Annotated in this window: 13 protein-coding genes and 2 pseudogenes; 9 read left to right on the forward strand and 6 right to left on the reverse strand. The window is 43.7% G+C overall.

What is annotated here, in order from left to right:
- The first annotated feature begins 4 nt into the window (after positions 1–4).
- Complete coding sequence (locus tag QWZ07_RS15680; protein ID WP_017110936.1) at positions 5–502, forward strand: DUF1269 domain-containing protein; 498 nt, start codon at positions 5–7, stop codon at positions 500–502.
- Between the two features lie 443 nt (positions 503–945).
- On the opposite strand, the gene QWZ07_RS15685 is transcribed toward QWZ07_RS15680, so the two are convergent.
- The gene (locus tag QWZ07_RS15685) at positions 946–1,332 is read right to left on the reverse strand and encodes a DUF6575 domain-containing protein (protein WP_102308254.1); all 387 of its coding nucleotides are present in this window, start codon (positions 1,330–1,332) and stop codon (positions 946–948) included.
- A 313-nt stretch (positions 1,333–1,645) separates the two neighbouring features.
- On the opposite strand from QWZ07_RS15685, the gene trxB reads away from it, so the two are divergent.
- From trxB to cydC, 3 genes are all read left to right on the forward strand, one after another.
- A complete protein-coding gene (trxB, locus tag QWZ07_RS15690) occupies positions 1,646–2,605 on the forward strand; it encodes a thioredoxin-disulfide reductase (protein WP_004733400.1) in 960 nt (319 codons plus the stop codon).
- 161 nt (positions 2,606–2,766) lie between these two features.
- Positions 2,767–4,551, forward strand: a complete 1,785-nt coding sequence (gene cydD, locus QWZ07_RS15695) for a heme ABC transporter permease/ATP-binding protein CydD (RefSeq protein ID WP_192853411.1) — start codon at positions 2,767–2,769, stop codon at positions 4,549–4,551.
- Positions 4,544–6,265: a heme ABC transporter ATP-binding protein/permease CydC gene (cydC, locus tag QWZ07_RS15700; RefSeq protein WP_192853412.1), complete on the forward strand. Its 1,722-nt coding sequence runs from the start codon at positions 4,544–4,546 to the stop codon at positions 6,263–6,265. The genes cydD and cydC overlap by 8 nt, the downstream gene beginning before the upstream one ends.
- A 213-nt stretch (positions 6,266–6,478) precedes the next feature.
- On the opposite strand, the gene QWZ07_RS15705 is transcribed toward cydC, so the two are convergent.
- Positions 6,479–7,255, reverse strand: a complete 777-nt coding sequence (locus QWZ07_RS15705) for an EAL domain-containing protein (protein WP_192853413.1) — start codon at positions 7,253–7,255, stop codon at positions 6,479–6,481.
- 9 nt (positions 7,256–7,264) lie between these two features.
- Positions 7,265–7,555: a hypothetical protein gene (locus tag QWZ07_RS15710; RefSeq protein ID WP_099165420.1), complete on the reverse strand. Its 291-nt coding sequence runs from the start codon at positions 7,553–7,555 to the stop codon at positions 7,265–7,267.
- 257 nt (positions 7,556–7,812) lie between these two features.
- Between QWZ07_RS15710 and QWZ07_RS15715 the strand changes: the two genes are divergently transcribed.
- The 5 genes and pseudogenes from QWZ07_RS15715 to QWZ07_RS15735 form a co-directional block, all read left to right on the forward strand.
- On the forward strand, positions 7,813–8,667 hold the full coding sequence (locus QWZ07_RS15715) for a winged helix-turn-helix domain-containing protein (protein WP_192853414.1): 855 nt from the start codon (positions 7,813–7,815) through the stop codon (positions 8,665–8,667).
- A 156-nt stretch (positions 8,668–8,823) separates the two neighbouring features.
- Entirely contained in the window at positions 8,824–9,453 is a 630-nt protein-coding gene (locus QWZ07_RS15720; protein ID WP_192853415.1) for a redoxin family protein, read from the forward strand.
- Between the two features lie 201 nt (positions 9,454–9,654).
- Positions 9,655–10,065, forward strand: a pseudogene (locus tag QWZ07_RS15725) (hypothetical protein); the annotation flags it as partial.
- A gap of 110 nt (positions 10,066–10,175) precedes the next feature.
- Positions 10,176–11,375 carry an IS4 family transposase gene (locus QWZ07_RS15730; RefSeq protein ID WP_132982278.1) on the forward strand — a complete coding sequence of 400 codons (1,200 nt, stop codon included), beginning with the start codon at positions 10,176–10,178 and terminating at the stop codon, positions 11,373–11,375.
- 9 nt (positions 11,376–11,384) lie between these two features.
- A pseudogene (locus QWZ07_RS15735) lies at positions 11,385–12,407 on the forward strand (hypothetical protein); the annotation flags it as partial.
- A gap of 82 nt (positions 12,408–12,489) precedes the next feature.
- On the opposite strand, the gene QWZ07_RS15740 reads toward QWZ07_RS15735, so the two are convergent.
- From QWZ07_RS15740 to QWZ07_RS15750, 3 genes are all read right to left on the reverse strand, one after another.
- Positions 12,490–14,373, reverse strand: a complete 1,884-nt coding sequence (locus QWZ07_RS15740) for a methyl-accepting chemotaxis protein (protein ID WP_017110946.1) — start codon at positions 14,371–14,373, stop codon at positions 12,490–12,492.
- A 323-nt stretch (positions 14,374–14,696) separates the two neighbouring features.
- Complete coding sequence (locus QWZ07_RS15745; protein WP_099165416.1) at positions 14,697–16,268, reverse strand: BCCT family transporter; 1,572 nt, start codon at positions 16,266–16,268, stop codon at positions 14,697–14,699.
- Between the two features lie 270 nt (positions 16,269–16,538).
- Positions 16,539–18,137: a BCCT family transporter gene (locus QWZ07_RS15750; RefSeq protein WP_192852943.1), complete on the reverse strand. Its 1,599-nt coding sequence runs from the start codon at positions 18,135–18,137 to the stop codon at positions 16,539–16,541.
- Positions 18,138–18,281 lie beyond the last annotated feature (144 nt).

Raw genomic sequence — 18,281 nt, forward strand, 5'->3', positions numbered from 1 at the left:
AATAATGAATTCAAATAAAACAATCGCTATCGCACATACTCATGCTGACGCAGAGCATTTAGTCACTCAGTTAGCAAAGCAGGGTTTCCCTATTGATAAAATGTCGATTATCGGCAAAGGCTATGAAACGGAAGAGCATGCTACGGGCTTCTACAACATTGGTGACCGAGTCAAATCTTGGGGTAAAACCGGCGGTTTATGGGGCGGTATCTGGGGAGCGCTTGTTGGTTCTGGTCTTTTTTGGTTGCCGGGTGTTGGTGCTGTACTTGCTGCAGGTCCATTTGTTGCCACGTTAGCAGGGGCAGTTGAAGGGGCAGTTATCACTGGTGGGTTCTCAGCATTGGGCGGTGCCTTAGCGAGTGTTGGAATTCCAAAAGACAGCATCATTAAATATGAAGCTGCAATAAAAACAGATAAGTACCTAGTCATGCTTGATGGTACTGAACAGCAATTGCTCGATGCTCAGGTATTTATTGAAGATCATCCTGGCAGTTCAATTTAATTAATACATTACTTTAGCTTATGTTTTTGAATACTCACACAGCAACTAGGTGTGAGTATTCTACTGAATAGCCAGTAGATAAAGGTTCTTTTAATATACGAAAGCCCGAATAGCTTTTGATGACTAAAGGTAACATCATGGGCTGTGGAATGACCACTCATTTACTTTTAATTCAAAAGTTTGTATTAGATTCTTGTAATCGATGTCTCCGTATTTACCTGATTATTAGTCCTTATATGCGGTGACAATTTTCGTTGCTGTTAATAATAAAATGGTCTCTTCAAACTTCGGACATTTTGTATCTGATCTACCACATAAACCTTAGACACCAAAGTAATCGACTTTCCATATCTATATTTATTCATAAGTCGCTAATATTCAATTTTCCAAAACTCATTTATGTCCAAAAGCAAGCTTCAGAACCTGTAATTCGCCTGCACCCACTACACCATACAAGCATCTTCAAGGTCGATTTCAAAATCAACGGGCGGTAAGTTTATTAAGTGCTTGCTCGTATCATTCAGTAAATCTACTTTTGCGGGCTTCCCTACTTCGTTTGTGTAGATGGTCGCAAGATAAAGCTTGTCTGATCGGTGGAACGCATCATGAAAGCTCACCTCTTTATTTAGCAAGCTGGCTAACAATGGTTTGGTTACCGGAATGTAAGCCCACTTAATGCATTGGCCGGCGTCGTAATCCCCACTCCAATAAACCATGAACCTTTGAGTGTTTTCATTCTTAACCGAAAAGCACTTCGGCCCTAAGACGTCTTGATATACTTCCAGTAGTTCCAATTTACCTAGCTGTGTGCCTGTTGGGAGTAAGTTCATCGCTCGTTCCTCATCTTTCTAACGTTGCCTATCAAACCTTGTCTATAATCTTATAGTTAAATACTGTTTTTATATACAGTTATTTGGACATGTTTTGATATGGCCGCTCGAAATTGAAAAGGCGGCAGCAGCAATACTTAAAGAAGACGGTAATTTCACCGATCTTTAAACCACGAAAACGTTTGTCTCCATTAAGTTCTAACCTATAACGATTAATTACACTTCACCCCTTGTTTAACCTTTTATTGCCTCCATATTTTCCATACAATCCTAAGCGATTATAAATAAAAACAATTTCAATTTCGGAGTCCTCATGAGCGACGTAAAGCACTGTAATTTATTGATTCTTGGTTCTGGCCCTGCTGGCTATACAGCTGCAGTTTACGCTGCTCGTGCAAACCTAAACCCAGTACTTGTTACCGGTATGCAGCAAGGTGGTCAGCTTACAACCACGACAGAAGTAGAAAACTGGCCGGGTGACGCTGAAGGTTTAACGGGTCCAGCTCTAATGGATCGCATGAAAGAGCACGCAGAGCGCTTTGAAACAGAGATCCTGTTCGACCACATTAACGAAGTCGACCTTTCAAACCGCCCTTTCCGTCTTAAAGGCGATTCTGGCGAGTACACGTGTGATGCATTGATCATCTCAACGGGTGCATCGGCTAAGTACCTAGGTTTAGATTCTGAAGAAGCATTCAAAGGCCGCGGCGTTTCTGCTTGTGCAACGTGTGATGGTTTCTTCTACCGCAACCAGAAAGTAGCGGTTGTTGGTGGTGGTAACACGGCAGTTGAAGAAGCACTTTACCTATCTAACATCGCATCTGAAGTTCACCTAGTTCACCGCCGTGATACGTTCCGCGCTGAAAAGATTCTAGTGAAGCGTTTAATGGACAAAGTAGAGAACGGCAACATTGTTCTTCACACTGATCGCACGCTAGACGAAGTTCTAGGCGACGATATGGGCGTAACTGGCGTTCGTATTAAAGATACTCAGTCTGATAAGACAGAAGACATCGAAGTAATGGGCGCATTCATTGCTATCGGTCACCAACCAAACACTGAAATCTTCAAAGGCCAAGTCGACATGAAAGATGATTACATCATCGTTCAGTCGGGTCTTGAAGGTAACGCAACACAAACCAGCATCCCAGGCGTGTTCGCTGCAGGTGATGTAATGGACCACAACTACCGCCAAGCAATCACTTCTGCTGGTACAGGTTGTATGGCTGCACTGGATGCTGAACGCTTCCTAGATGGCCTTAACGATAAGTAAATCTGAGATTGCAGATTTGATTATCGGTGCTCTCGCCTCAGTAGATGCAGGGCGTCATCACATTTTGTTGTAAATCCCTAGAGCCCAGTGGTATATCCACTGGGCTTTCTTTTGTATACTAGCCGCCCTCAACAAATAATAATTATCATTAAGCCTTCATAATGGATAAGAAAAAACAACGCAGCTTGAACAAGTGGCTTAAGCAACAGAGTAAGTTAGCGAAACGCTGGCTTATGATTGCGATTAGCCTTGGCGTACTTTCAAGCGTGTTCTTAATTGCTCAAGCAGCTCTTCTCGCCTCTATTCTTCACCAGCTGATCATCGAGAATGTCGATAAATCTGAACTGGTTGGTCATTTCGCAGGCTTGGCATTATCGGTCGTTGGCCGTGCTGGCTGTACATGGGGACGTGAAATCGCAGGTTATCGCTGTGGTGAACAAATCCGTGTCTACATCAGGCAACTCATCCTAGATAAATTACGTGAGTTAGGCCCTGCTTACATTAAAGGTAAACCTGCCGGTACGTGGGCAACGCTGTTGCTAGAACAAGTAGAAGACATGCAAGACTTCTTCTCTCGTTACTTACCTCAGATGTCTCTGTCGGTAATGATTCCATTCATTATTTTGGTCGTGGTATTTCCAGTAAACTGGGCAGCAGGACTGATCTTCTTGATTACTGCTCCATTGGTACCGATGTTCATGGCACTTGTTGGTATGAAAGCGGCCGATGCAAACCGTAAAAACTTCAAAGCGCTGCAGCGTCTTTCTGGTCACTTTTACGACCGTCTTCAGTCAATGACGACTATCCGTCTATTTGATCGCACCAACGCTGAAACAGAAGTACTTAAAGGTGCATCTGAAGTGTTCAGAACGCGCACGATGGACGTGTTGAAAATCGCTTTCTTGTCTTCTGCGGTACTTGAGTTCTTCACGTCGATCTCTATCGCGATGACGGCGGTTTACTTTGGTTTCACTTACATCGGTGAACTGAACTTCGGTCACTACGGTGCAGGCATTACTCTATTCGCGGGTTTGTTCATCCTTATCTTAGCGCCAGAGTTTTACCAACCTCTGCGTGACTTGGGTACTTTCTACCACGCGAAACAACAAGCGGTTGGCGCAGCCGAAAGTATTGTCGAGTTCCTAGAAACAGACATCACTAAGGTTAAATCAGGCAACACTCAGCTCGATCCGGCTCAAGGCATCAATATTGAAGCTACCGACCTAAAAGTGTTAAGCCCTGAAGGCGTTCAATTAGTTGGTCCTATCTCGTTCGCATTGAACACTCGCCAATCGACTGCATTAGTTGGCCCAAGTGGTGCGGGTAAAACAAGTTTGATCAACGCCATCCTTGGTTTCATGCCTTATGAAGGAAGCTTGAAAATCAATGGTATTGAACTGCGTGACTTAGACTTAGCCTCTTGGCGAAAAACCATTAGCTGGGTTGGTCAAAACCCGTTACTACTGCACGGCAGCATTCATGACAACGTCACCCTAGGTAAGCATGATATCGCTGACCAAGTTGTCGAGAATGCACTTGAGCAATCATTTGCTAGCGAATTTGTAAACGAGCACGGCTTGGATTACATGATTTCTGATCGCTCTGGTGGCCTGTCTGTTGGTCAATCTCAGCGTTTGGCTCTGGCTCGCGCAATGATTCAAGATGGCCAGTTCTGGTTGTTAGATGAACCAACTGCCAGCCTAGATACTCGTAGTGAACAGTTAGTGATGAAAGGCATCAATAGCAATATTGAAAGCCGCACTGCCCTGCTTGTGACGCACCAACTCGCTCCTCTTAAATCAGTCGATAATATTCTGGTGATGCGTGATGGTGGTCTGGTTGAACAAGGTCATTACTCTCAGCTTTCAACTGCGGGTGGTTTGTTCGAAGAGATGCTGAACGCGAACTTAGCTCAACAAGATAATAAGGGTAATTTAGATGCGTGATTTACTGCCTTACCTGAAACTCTATAAAAAGCATTGGTTTGGCCTATCGCTAGGCATGCTATTGGCTTTCGCTACTCTGTCGGCTTCTATCGGCTTGTTAACGCTATCAGGCTGGTTCATTTCAGCTTCTGCGGTTGCAGGCCTTACAATTGCACGTGAAACCTTCAACTACATGCTGCCGGGCGGCGGTGTACGTGGTTTGGCAATGAGCCGTACTGCGGGTCGTTGGGGTGAACGTGTTGTCAGCCACAATGCAACATTCAAACTGTTAACTGATCTGCGTATCTTCTTCTTCAAGAAGCTGGCTCCGCTGATCCCAGGTCGTATCTCAAACCTTCGTGACGCAGACTTACTCAACCGTTTGGTTGCTGATGTTGACGCCATGGATCACGTGTACTTGCGCTTAGTAAGCCCAGTGACGGTTGGTGTGTTCGGGATTTTCTTCCTGACTCTGTTCTTGATGTGGTTCGATAGCTCACTAGGTTTGATCTTAGGTTCTATCCTTCTGATCATGCTGTTGGTTTGGCCAATCTTGTTCTACAAGCTGGGCAAGCGTAACGGCGGCGAACTGACACAGAACAAAGCGGATCTTCGTGTAACGACACTAGATTGGATTGAAGGCTACAGCGAACTGACTCTGTTCGGTGCGGAAGAGCGTTACCGTAATGCGATTCTAGAGACACAACACAAGCTGATGGCAAATCAGTTTGTAAACGCTAACCTAACCGGTATGGCGTCAGCTGCGCTAATGCTGTTCAACGGTTTGACACTGGTTCTGATGCTTTGGCTTGCGGCTGATGGTGTGGGTGGTAATGCACCAGACCCGTTCATCGCGCTAATGGCTTTCGCTACTATGGCAAGTTTTGAATTGTTGATGCCAATTGCAGGCGCGTTCCAGCATTTAGGTCAAACTCTGTCTTCAGCACGTCGCTTAAATGAAGTGATTCTGTCGGAGCCTGAAGTTCAGTTTGCTGAAGAGAAGCTCGACATCAACAAGCCGCTGGATATTACGTTCTCAAACGTGACGTTCAACTACCCTGATTCTGAGCGCAGTGTTCTGAACGCTGTTGACCTAACGATTCCTGCAACGAACAAGGTTGCGATTGTGGGTCAAACGGGTTCTGGCAAATCGACTCTGATTCAGCTTCTAACTCGCTACTGGGACCCGAAAAAGGGTTACATCTCTATCGCGGGCATTGAACTGACGCAGTGGAATGAATCACAGCTTCGTGAATCTATCAGTGTGGTAAGCCAACGTGTCGACATTCTAAATGGCACTTTGCGTGACAACTTGTTGATTGCAAAACCAGAAGCGACCGATGATCACTTAGCGAATATCCTAAAAGACGTTGGCCTAGAAAAGCTGCTTGAGAATAACGCGCTTGATAGCTGGTTAGGTGACGGTGGTCGTCAACTGTCTGGTGGTGAGAAGCGCCGTATTGGTATCGCACGTGCGATTCTTCATGATGCCCCTATCCTGCTTCTAGATGAGCCGACAGAAGGCTTAGATAAGCAAACTGAGCAGAGCATCATGGCGCTGTTCGAGAAGCACTTCGAAGGCAAGACGGTTATCTTCATTACGCACCGTTTGATTGGTCTGGAATCGATGGATTCGATCGTTCTGATTGAACAAGGCGAAATTGTTGAACACGGCTCTCATGATAAACTGTTAAACGAAGCAGGACGTTATTTCCAACTTCGTCAGGCAATCTAGTTAGCCTGCTTTCACAGCTTAAGTAAATCATTCAAAGCCCGAGTTTATACTCGGGCTTTTTATTGCCTGTCACCTTTGATTTTCTCTGAATACCGCAATCCATCAATCCGAATTTATAACTCTCATTCGGTTATTGATATCGGAGTTAATGCCCAAAGCGACATTCAAAATCATAAGGTTTGGCGAAGAAGGCGAAGGGTAAAATAAGAATGATTACTCAAGCTTATTCGTTGGGTATGACTTGGGGAAATCTAAATAATAGCCTTGGTAGTAATCTGCACCGTATCGAGCTGCCGTTTTGAGGTTGTCGCTATTTTCGATACCTTCGAATATGACTTTAATGCCTTGTAAACTCGTTATTGTATCGATCTCTGCAAGGAGGTTGTTTTCTGTCAATTCGTTCAGGCCAAATTCAATCAACATTTCCCGACTTACTTTGATGTAGTTAGGTTGTACCACCGCCATACGGCTATAGCCTGACCAACCTGTTCCAAAATCGTCTAACGCGAAAGATATACCTATGCTCTTTAGATAGGCCGTACCTTTATGTAAGCTTTCAATATCCGCCAGAGGACAATAATCCTCTACGATTTCAACAACAATCTGGCTCAAGTCAACTTGCTCTTGTTTGATCAATGGAAGGTACAGATTGTCTAAGTCTTGCTCATGTGCGAAATATTTGAAGAAACAGGGAGTCAGATTCAGAAATAATTTGGTTTCTCGATCATAAATATTCGAGTTTCTGAAATTCCTCAAATGCATAATGTTCAGGAAAAACTTGAATCTAAACTCCGCCTTTTCGCCAAAGTCTTCGAGTATCTTGAAAAACTTTTTTATGTCGACGCTCTCTCCTTGCATCTCAATACGGCAAAGCGCTTCGTACCCAAACACCGTTTGACTGTCGTGATTGATGGATTGAAATACGCTGTGTACTTGATATCCAAGCACTGTCATCTCATATCGATGGTTGTCTGTGTTCCACTCAAGCATAGGGCGATCTCACTTAGGTTGATTTGTGTTACACAACAACTTCATCGAATCCAATAATATCGCTTCCGCTTCTTCTAACTCCATATTTTGAGCAAACACCACTTCCGCCGCTACCAACTCTTTAATGTGATCCATCAAGGTTTGTCGATCATCCTCAGAGATGTTTTTGCTGCGTAGGTTACACAATCGAATCAACAGGCTTATCACATCCAACCCTTGTGATTCGACACAAGCAAGTTGTTTATACTCTTCAATACCATCCAAGGTATTCGTAACACATTCTTTAGAAACGACTTTCATTCCTACTCCAAAACAAGCAACGCTACTGATTATCCCTCTAACTGGTGATCTTCTATCCATGAATTAGCCGTTGATACTACGTAGACAAAACCTAAATCACCTCATGCAAAAATAACGAAAAACACACCAAATCTACATTCCACATATTTTTCAAACGAACCTGATTTTTGATGGCTAAAACTAAGAAAAAAAATAGAATCGACGGCAAATAGGTTAAGCGCAATAACGACGACAATAATTAATTTTTGAGAAATAGAATGGATAACGATAATTCACTAGTAATTAATGACGAGTTACATATCAACCTAAGCGATCGTTCAATCACCAATATAGAAAACAACACCTTAATCAAATTAAGGCCAAAACCTTTTCTTGTTTTACTTTATCTAGATACTCATCGTGGCCGTTGTATTAGTAAGGATGAACTTTTTTCCGAGTGTTGGAATGGTGCTATCGTATCCGATCAATCACTCACGAATACAATCAGTACACTAAGGAAAGCACTCAATACGATTGGAATCGTCAATATTAAGCTGACAACCATCAGTAAAGCTGGCTATTTACTGGAAGATACAACCACGGATGAACAAGCCGATGAGTTAGGTCAGCTCAGAATAGAAAATCACGACTCGGCTGATTGCCAAACTCAAGAATTACAGGTCTCCGAAAAGCAGAATGCTAACAAAGACGTTTCGCCCGAACGCGACAAAAAGTATGCACGCCCAAAAAAGTTAATGATGCTAATGCTCGGCATTACTTCTCTATCGTTAATAAGAGGTTGCTACAACACGAACAGCATTGACAAGAGCATGAATCAACGTTCGGTATCAACTGAAAACATTTCATACAACCTTGTCGATTATACTGAAACCATAGATCTTGAAACTATTGAGGGAATAATAAGATTAAACTCATACAAAAACTGTAAGGCTAGCCATATTGATATCACGATAACTCAAAACAAAAATGGCATCTTCGAAACGGATTTTTCGATCATCTACAAAAATAAAGCGCGTAACTATTTACAGTCATACAAGGTAAGGAGTGACAGCTCCGAAGTTCGTATCGTACAGCTATCGAGAATACTTAGCTTATGTAAGCTCTCGTTTTAAATAGGTGTGATTTCTTCTTTATCCGTTGATATAAAAGAATTAAATATTTTAGTTTGGTTTTCATTATCTATTTGTTTGAACAAAACCTTAAGAATCTAGCTAGAGTGCGCTCGGCTTAAACACAGGGCCGAATCAAACAAATTCAAGAGACTAAACATGAAAAAAACGCTAACTACGCTAGCTACACTAATACTTACAATGACAATGGCAACAACAGTTACCGCTGCGGACTACCTAACCACCAGCGAGACGGCTCCGACAGGCAAAGACAACACACTGACCCTGTTCCACGACACAACACTCAATCTAGTTGGTAACAATTTGGCTGTGGGTGATGACCTACCTTCGGTCACATTGATGACGAACCAGAATCAACCATACGACACCACAGCGAAAACAGACAAAGTTCGTATTTTTAGCGTACTGGCGTCTGTTGATACGCCGGTATGTAACCAGCAAGCACAGGATCTGTCTAACTTTGTAGAAGCGAACCCTGCATTAACAAATAACATTGAATTCATCGGCTTAAGTGCAGATACAACGTTCGCTCTAGATCGATTCAAGAAAGAGAAAGACATTACCGATAAACTCACTTTGCTTTCAGATGCAAAAGACCACGTATTTGGATTTGAGTCAGGCACGCAAATCAGCGAACTAGGCTTACTTGCTCGTACGACTTTCGTTGTCGACAAAAACAACAAAATTGTTCACATTCAGCGAGTTCCGGAACTCACTATGGTTCCAGACCTGAACAAAGCAGTTGAAGTAGCGAAAGAGCACTTTTAAACACTGCTCTTCAGTGGGCTGGCTGAGGCTGGCCCACTTAACCCTCTCTAGAGCAAAATATCGAACAATCGATAGAGACAATCAATTATCACGAGTTCATTTGTAAGCATTATCAATACACAACTTACAAAAGCTTACTAAGAGGCAATACCATTTCTTGTAACATGCAGGCTTTATTGCTTGCAGATAACTTGGTTCCCTATGGTATACAAACTCACTATTCCAACTCTTGTTCTGACTACGATGCTTACTGCGTGCGGTGGCGGCAGTAGCGGTGGCAAGACCGCTAGCGCCTCAAAGGGTGTCATCGACGCATCAAGCGCAAACTCCGTTGTTACCTTAGGGAGCAACTACTCTCTGCACTTGAGTGTTAAGTCGATTACCCCAGGTACTGACAAAAACGTGAACATTGATATTACTCAGTATGGTAATACACAGAAAGCGAGCGGCAGTTTCGCGCAAGTTCACGGTATTCCAGAGCGCAATTATAAAACCCAAAGCGATGCAGATATCACCTTCTCCGTCACGGCAACAAACTCATCAGGCAAAACGTTCGACGTTGAAAATTTCAATATTTATTACGAAGACTTTAGATCAACAACAACACCTGAAGCTTGCGAATCCCCTCATAATCAGGCTTAAAAACAATGAGGTAGACGTGCATCGCCGTCTTTGATCTAATGAATATCGCTGAACACACATTTCGAACAAGTGGGTTAATAATGCGCGACATTCAGATTCTACAACAAACCATACAAAACCAATGCCCCTCCATTCACAAAAAACGCGTTAGTTCTCTGATACTTGCTACAAAAAGTGTACTTGACGGCTCAGACTTAACGCTGACTAAACTAGGTCGCAAACTAGAAACTAATACCACGGTAAAACATGCGATCAAACGCGTTGATAGACTGCTTGGAAATCGCCAACTACATCGTGAAAAAGACCTTATTTATAAATGGCATGCCTACTTAATAACGGGCGCTAACCCATGCCCTGTGATCCTTGTGGATTGGTCTGATGTTCGTGAACAACTTCGTTATATGACGTTAAGAGCATCCGTTGCACTTGATGGTCGAGCCGTCACAATCTTTGAACAAGTTTTTGAGTATGGCCAATACAATTCACCGAAAAGTCACCAAACATTCCTCGATAAATTGCAGAGTATTTTGCCGAATAAAATCAGTCCGATCATCGTTTCTGATGCGGGTTTTAGAAATACTTGGTTCCGCCAAGTTCAGGAGAAAGGTTGGTTTTGGTTAGGTCGTGTCCGAGGTGAAGTATCAATCAAACAACCTCAAAAACCTTGGGTCTCAAATAAAACCTTTTATCCAAACGCTGTCCATAAACCCAAATATCTTGGCAACTGCTTATTAGCAAAGAGATCACCGATATCTTGTGAAGCCTATGTTTATAAGGGATTAGAAAAAGGCCGAAAAGCCCAGCGCCATAGTAGAACCAGCCAAAAACACTCCGCTACACATCTCTATCAACGCAGTGCAAAGGAGCCGTGGCTACTCGCGACTAATGTCCCTCGACATATCTTAAATGAAGTACAAATTACCAATCTGTACGCCAAGCGTATGCAGATAGAAGAAGCCTTCCGCGATCTAAAGAGTACCGCCTATGGGATCGCACTTCGTCACAACAGAACTCGCTGTACTAAGCGATTAGATATCCTGCTTCTTATTGCGTTGCTCGCTGAAATCTTGATGTGGTGGAATGGCCTAATTGCAGTACAAGCCAAATGGCATTTTGACTTCCAAGCCAACAGCATTAAACACCGCCGAGTTCTATCCATACCTCGTCTAGGGAGAGAGGTACGAAATCATCGGCGATATCAAATTAATGAATCCCAATATCAATGGGGAATGTTCGAATATCAAAGGCTCACACACAACGCAGGACTAGGGAAATTATGAGGGGATCCGTCAGCACCTGAAGACCTTGCTATTGCAGAAGTTGAGAACAATATAAACAACGTTGTTTTATGGAAAAAAGATGACACCGTGACCATCAATAAGCAATTCATTCTTGATGCTACTGGTGTCAAATTTAACATCGACCAAATGAGACCAATGAACCTCTATGTTCGTGTGGGCAATACTTTGAGTAATGGTATTCAATTTGTTCCATCTTTCGCTCAAAGTAACTCAGAGACATTCGGCCGAGTCTCAACAAATGACTGTTCAGTAATCTCAAACACGACAGGTGACCTGCTCGCGAAAGGCATCAAACAACGCACATGCGTAGAAGCACACGGTTATAAAATCCCATTGTTGATTGAAGATAAAACTGTAAACAATTCGGAAGCAAAGGTCGCACACTTTAAGAACATCATGCAATATTACCTTGATAGCTTCCCCGCTCAAGTGACTAAGGCCATTTATGATAGTAAAGCTGCGATGGCATTCTTTTACGATGAAGATTGGGCTGATGGTCCGAATAGAGATGCAGGCGAATATTTAGATGAGAATTACCGCTTCCAAGATCTGTTCGCGACTGAAACTACAGACACGACAACAGGCGAGAACAAACCGGACTTGGCAATGAAAAGAGACGCCGCGTTTGAAGAAATCATCCACTTTGTACACGATTACGGTGTGATGAATTTAGCGGTTCAGTCGCCTTCATCAAAATGGGGCGTGATGCAAAAAGAGTTAGATGAACTGAATGAGAAAGCGATTCTTGCGGGCTCTTACTTTCCTAACGGCCAAGACTCGACGATTGTTGAAGCTGATCTAGACGCAGAGTCGTACGACCAAGAATACCTAGCCTACTCTCTTTATGCCTACTACGACCTCAACTTTAAGGGTTACAACGCGCAAGAATTAAGCTCAGCAACGTTCGCAGAGCTACAAGCGAACGACCCTGAGATGGTTAAGTTTATGGAGCAGTACTTCCCTACTCGCGCAGCCCTGAAAGCTAAATTCCCAGGCTATCCGAACAACTAGTTTGGATTCGGAACTCTAACTAACACGCACAAAAAAGCCGAATGTGATAATCACATTCGGCTTTTAAATAACAAGTTAGCGCTTACAGCTTGAAGCGGCTAATTTCGCTTTCTAGCTCGTGAGACAGTTCAGACAGCTGCGCTGCTTGCTCTGCCGCTTGGTGTGCTTCGTCAGCCAACTCGTTAGACACGTCACGGATTCCCTCAGTGTTACGAGTAATCTCAGACGTTACTGACGCTTGCTCTTCTGCAGCAGAAGCAATCTGTGTTGCCATATCGCTAATGCGTTCAACGGCAGCATGAATTTGCGTTAGGCTTGCAGCCGCTGAGTTTGCGTCATCAACACTGGTTTCAGCAAGCGTACGGCTATCATTCATGATGTTAACCGCTTTGCCTGTTGTACCTTGCAGCAATTCGATAGTTTGTTGAATCTCTTGCGTTGAACCGTGTGTACGTTGGCTCAGAACACGAACTTCATCAGCAACAACCGCAAAGCCACGACCTTGCTCACCCGCACGTGCAGCTTCAATAGCAGCGTTTAGTGCAAGTAGGTTAGTCTGTTCAGCGATACCTTGAATGTTCGACAAGATAGCGTTGATGCTGTTGCCGTGCTCTTCAAGCTCAAGAATCACATTAGTTGCGATTTGAACTTCTTGAGCAAGGTTTTGGATTGAGCTTTGAGTCTGTGTCACTTGACCAGTACCGTGCTCACACGCACCAACCGCTTCAGATGAGTTCTGTGCAGTGTGGTCAGCGTTACCCGCGATCTCTTGTGTTGCTGCAGCCATTTCGTTAACGGCTGTTGCGACCATGTTGATTTCGTCTTGTTGCATCTGGATGCGAGCACTACGCTCTTCAGCTTGTGATGCCGTTTGACGCGCTTGGTTACCCAACGCAGCAGACACTTCACTTAGCTTAATAACCATAGTGTGCATGTTGCCCACGAAACGGTTGAAGTTTGCAGCAAGCTGACCAATCTCGTCATCGCTCTTAGGCTCAAGACGCTGAGTCAGATCGCCTTCACCTGAAGCAATTTCTTCAAGTGCAGCAGAAACACGGTTTAGATCGCGGAATAGGAAGCTCACTAACCAAGAAACCAATACGATCACGATAAGCGTAATTACAACAGCCGTCATGATTAGCTGAGTAAGCAGTGTTGAGTGGTTCGCTTCTTCAGTCGCTCGGTCCATCTGAACCGCGAAGATCCAGTTAGTGTTAGGAACTTTAGTGAAGTAAAGCAGCTTCTCAGCGCCACGCTCTTTGATGATCTCGATGCTACCAGTACGCACTGCGTTCTCAATGATAGGCATAGAGATGTCATTTGAAAGCTGGCTTACCGGCTTAAGGCTCAATGCTGAATCTGGGTGTGCTAGGAATGTGCCGTCAGAGGCATCAATTAGCATCGCGTTTGCGTTGTCACCAACATCTAGGCTAATTACATCGTTAACCAATTGATCGATAAGTACATCTGCACCTACTACACCAACAAGTTTTCCGTTATGACGCACAGGTTCTGCAATTGTTACTAGCAATGCTTTAGTGATCGCATCTTGGTAAGCAGTCGTGATGATTTGCTTACCCGCTGCGTTTGCTTCTTGGTACCAAGGACGTTGACGAGGATCGTAACCTGCGCGATTACGTTCAGGATGTGAACGGTACATTCCGCCTTCTGGAGTACCTAAAAAGATATCGTCAAAACCACCCGCTACACGAGCTTGTTTAAGGAAAGGAACAACATCATCCTCTCGTGAAAAGTCATTAAATGCTGATGCGATATCGGTACGGATATCAATCCAGTTTTTAATACCTTCAGATGCTGCTTCTGATACGCTTTCAGCTCGTAGGTATACGCCATTACGAGTCTGTTCAAATAATTGGTTTGCTGACAACCAAGTCAACGCTGTAGCCATAACGACAACAGCAGATAGGCTAGCACCTATCAACTTCTGCTTTAGTGTTAGTTTCATGTCAAAGTTTCACGAGTGGTGGGAAATCTCGCGCATACTACCCAATATCAGTATTAAATTCGAGCGATTTCACAATTTAATATTGGAATATATTTTTATGTAAACCATGGCCTTAGCTTATGCCAATTCCTTGGCTTTTCGCCAAATTCACGGCGCTATTAAGTGTATGGTTATTAGAAAATATGTCAGCTTCAATACGGTAAAATAGGTATTGGAATAGATAGAAAAATAGATGTAAAAAAGGCAGGAGAGTTTCCTCACCTGCCTTCTTATTATTTAGCATTCGACCGTCTATAAATCGCGGTCGATTTTAGCTTTAAAGGTTAGCGCTTTTCTGTACGCATACCCATTAGCAAGCTCACACACATCAGTAATAGAATGATGGTGAATGGCAATGCTGTCGAGATAGCACCTGCTTGCAGAGCTTGTACTGCTTCGGTACCGCCAACCCATAATAGAGCCACAGCAATAGCACCTTCAAGGAACGCCCAGAACACACGTTGAGGCACTGGCGTATCAACTTTACCACCGGCGGTGATGCTGTCGATTACTAAAGAGCCTGAGTCAGACGATGTAATGAAGAATACTAGAACCAAGATAACCGCAATGATTGATAGCAACGTACCGAACGGTAGAGCATCAAACATCTGGAACATCGCTAGTGATACATCAGTCAAACCATCTTGACCAAGGATACCCACGTTATTCACAATTTGGTCAATCGCCATGCCGCCGAATACTGACATCCAAATGATAGTAACCGTCGTTGGAACAATCAGAACCGCTGTGATGAACTCACGAACAGTACGACCTTTAGAAACACGCGCGATAAACATACCTACGAATGGTGACCATGAAATCCACCAAGCCCAGTAGAATACCGTCCAACCGTGCATCCACGCTTCATCTTCACGACCATGAGGGTTACTCAAAGGAATGATGTTTTCAACGTATGCCATAAAGGTTGTTGGGATAGAACCTAAACTCACCGCATAGCCGATTAGAGCCACTAAGATAAGCAGTAGGAAAGCAACCAACATGTTAATGTTACTGATAACTTTAACGCCACCATCAATACCGCGAAGTACTGAAACAACCGCTAATAAGGTTACTACGGTAATAACAACAACTTGTAACCCCAAGCCAGCCTCGATTCCGAAGACATGCTGGATACCACTTGCTGCTTGTTGCGCACCTAAGCCCAGCGACGTCGCCAAACCAAACAGCGTTGCAAGAACCGCTAGAATATCAACAATGTGACCAGCCCAACCCCACGCTCTATCACCCAAGATTGGGTAGAAAATAGAACGAATAGAAAGAGGCAAACCTTTATTGTAAGAGAAGAAAGCAAGTGACAACGCTACAACACCATAAATAGCCCAAGGGTGAAGCCCCCAATGATACATGGTTGCACCTAGTGCTAGCTTAGCCGCTTCTGGTGTATTCGCTTCAACACCTAACGGAGTCTCATACAAACCGGTGTAATATGCTGCTGGCTCTGCCACACTCCAGAACATCAAGCCGATACCCATACCTGCGGCAAACAACATCGATAGCCAAGACATGAATGAGTAATCTGCGGTTGCATCAACGCCACCAAGGCGGATTTTACCGTATGGCGAAACAATCAGGCCTAAACAGAAAATAACAAAAATGTTACCAGACCAGATGAACAACCAATCAAACGAGTTGATGATTTGGCCTTTAACACCATCAAGTGCTGCTTTTGCTGATGCAGTATCTGTAATAAGAATACCGATCAAAAACAAAGTAATTAGGCCTGCGCTAATACCAAATACAGGGTTATGAACATCAAAGCCCCATTTTTGGACGTTATCTTGACCGACAGTGTAATCCGTACTGTCGATACTGTATTTATCTATACCTTTAGTCATTATCCCTCTCTACGGAATACTAATACGGTCTGTTGACCTCATATCCCTTACTTACCTGCGACTTAATCACAAACTCGAACATACGATCCAAGTAGTACAAGCTGTTGTCACATAATTCAAATACTTGGATGTCTGAAGTTTAGCAGGTTAACTTATTGTTTTCAGTAAACCAGAATCGGTTCGATGAGTTTTCAAGCAAAATTCACGTAATTACTCGAATTACTGACGAAAAAAAGGCCGACTCTGTCGACCTTTATTTGGAAAATACTTTTAGCTCAAAGCACTTTGCTGCTTAACCAATTGATTTTCTGTCCGTAAACCTAGCAATAAGCTTAGGCACATAAGCAATAATATGAATGCAAATGGTAACGCCATTGATACCGTTCCGGCTTGTAGTGCTTGGATGGATTCAGTACCGCCAACCCAAAGTAAAACCGCGGCAATCGCACCACCCATCAGCGCCCAAAATACACGCTGTGGTACTGGCGCATCGACTTTACCACCAGAGGTAATGCTATCGATAACTAACGAACCTGAATCCGAAGAAGTGATGAAGAACACCATAATCAGACCAATCGAAACGACTGAAAGCACAGAGCTCATTGGCAGCGCATCATAAGTGTGGAATAGAGAAAGCGTAATATCTTGCAAACCATTGACACCGATCTCACCAACCTTGTTCGCCACTTGATCAATCGCGATACCACCAAAAATAGCCATCCAGATGATGATTACTGTCGTTGGGATGAACAGTACCGCCACGATGAATTCACGAATTGTACGACCTTTAGAGATGCGAGCGATAAACATACCAACGAATGGTGACCAAGACATCCACCAAGCCCAGTAGAATACAGTCCAACCCTGCATCCAAGTTTCATCATCACGACCATGAGGATTACTTAAAGGAATAAAGTTTTCGATATAGCCCATCAATGCCGTTGGAATGGCTTTAATACCTGCCATGCCACCAGCGATGGTCACGAAGATTAGCAAGCCCAAAGCAACCAACATGTTGACGTTACTTAGAACCTTTACACCGCCGTTAATGCCGCGAACCACTGACATTGTTGCTAAGAAAGTGACTACTGCGATAACAATCAGCTGCATGCCAATACCACCATCGGTACCAAACACATGGTTAATACCACTGGTAGCTTGTTGTGCGCCTAAGCCAAGTGATGTTGCAAGGCCAAAAAGCGTTGCAAGCACAGCCACGATATCAACGATATGACCAAACCAACCCCAAGTTCTGTCGCCTAAGATCGGGTAGAAAATAGAACGAATCGAAAGCGGTAAGCCTTTATTGAAGGTGAAAAAAGCGAGGGCTAGAGCAACAACGGCGTAAATAGCCCAACCGTGAAGACCCCAGTTGTAGATAGTTGCGCCGAGCGCCAACTTAGCCGCTTCAGGAGAATAAGCTTCAACACCGAGTGGCGTTTCATACCAGCCCGTAAAGTAAGCTACTGGCTCTGCAACACCCCAGAACATCAAACCAATACCCATTCCCGCGGCGAATAACATCGACATCCAAGATAGGTTGGAGTGCTCTGCTTTGGCATCATTGCCACCAATACGTATCTTGCCATACGGGGAGACAATGAGGGCAAAACAGAAAATAACAAAGATGTTGGCTGCCCACATGAAGAAACCGTCGAAGTTACCGATGACTTTCCATTTAATTCCATCAAGTGCTGATTTTGCGGTTTCAGGGTCTGCGACTAAAAGTGCGACTAGGAAGAGAATAATCGCTCCAGCGCTGATTCCAAATACTGGGTTATGAACATCAAAACCCCATTTCTGAACGTTATCTTGTCCTACTGTATAATCGGTATTATCAATACTATACCTATCTTTTACAGGCTCCATGCTTCCTCTCTAATTTGTAGCGCACAGTTTGCAACATTGCATTCGGCGCTTAAATTTCGAAAAGAAGAATATCAACCTGTCGCAAAAATACTAAAAAAACCTCCAAAAAGTAGGCATAAATGGCAAAGTTAGTAATTCAATTAC

The organism is Vibrio lentus (genome assembly GCF_030409755.1).
Taxonomy (GTDB): domain Bacteria; phylum Pseudomonadota; class Gammaproteobacteria; order Enterobacterales; family Vibrionaceae; genus Vibrio; species Vibrio lentus.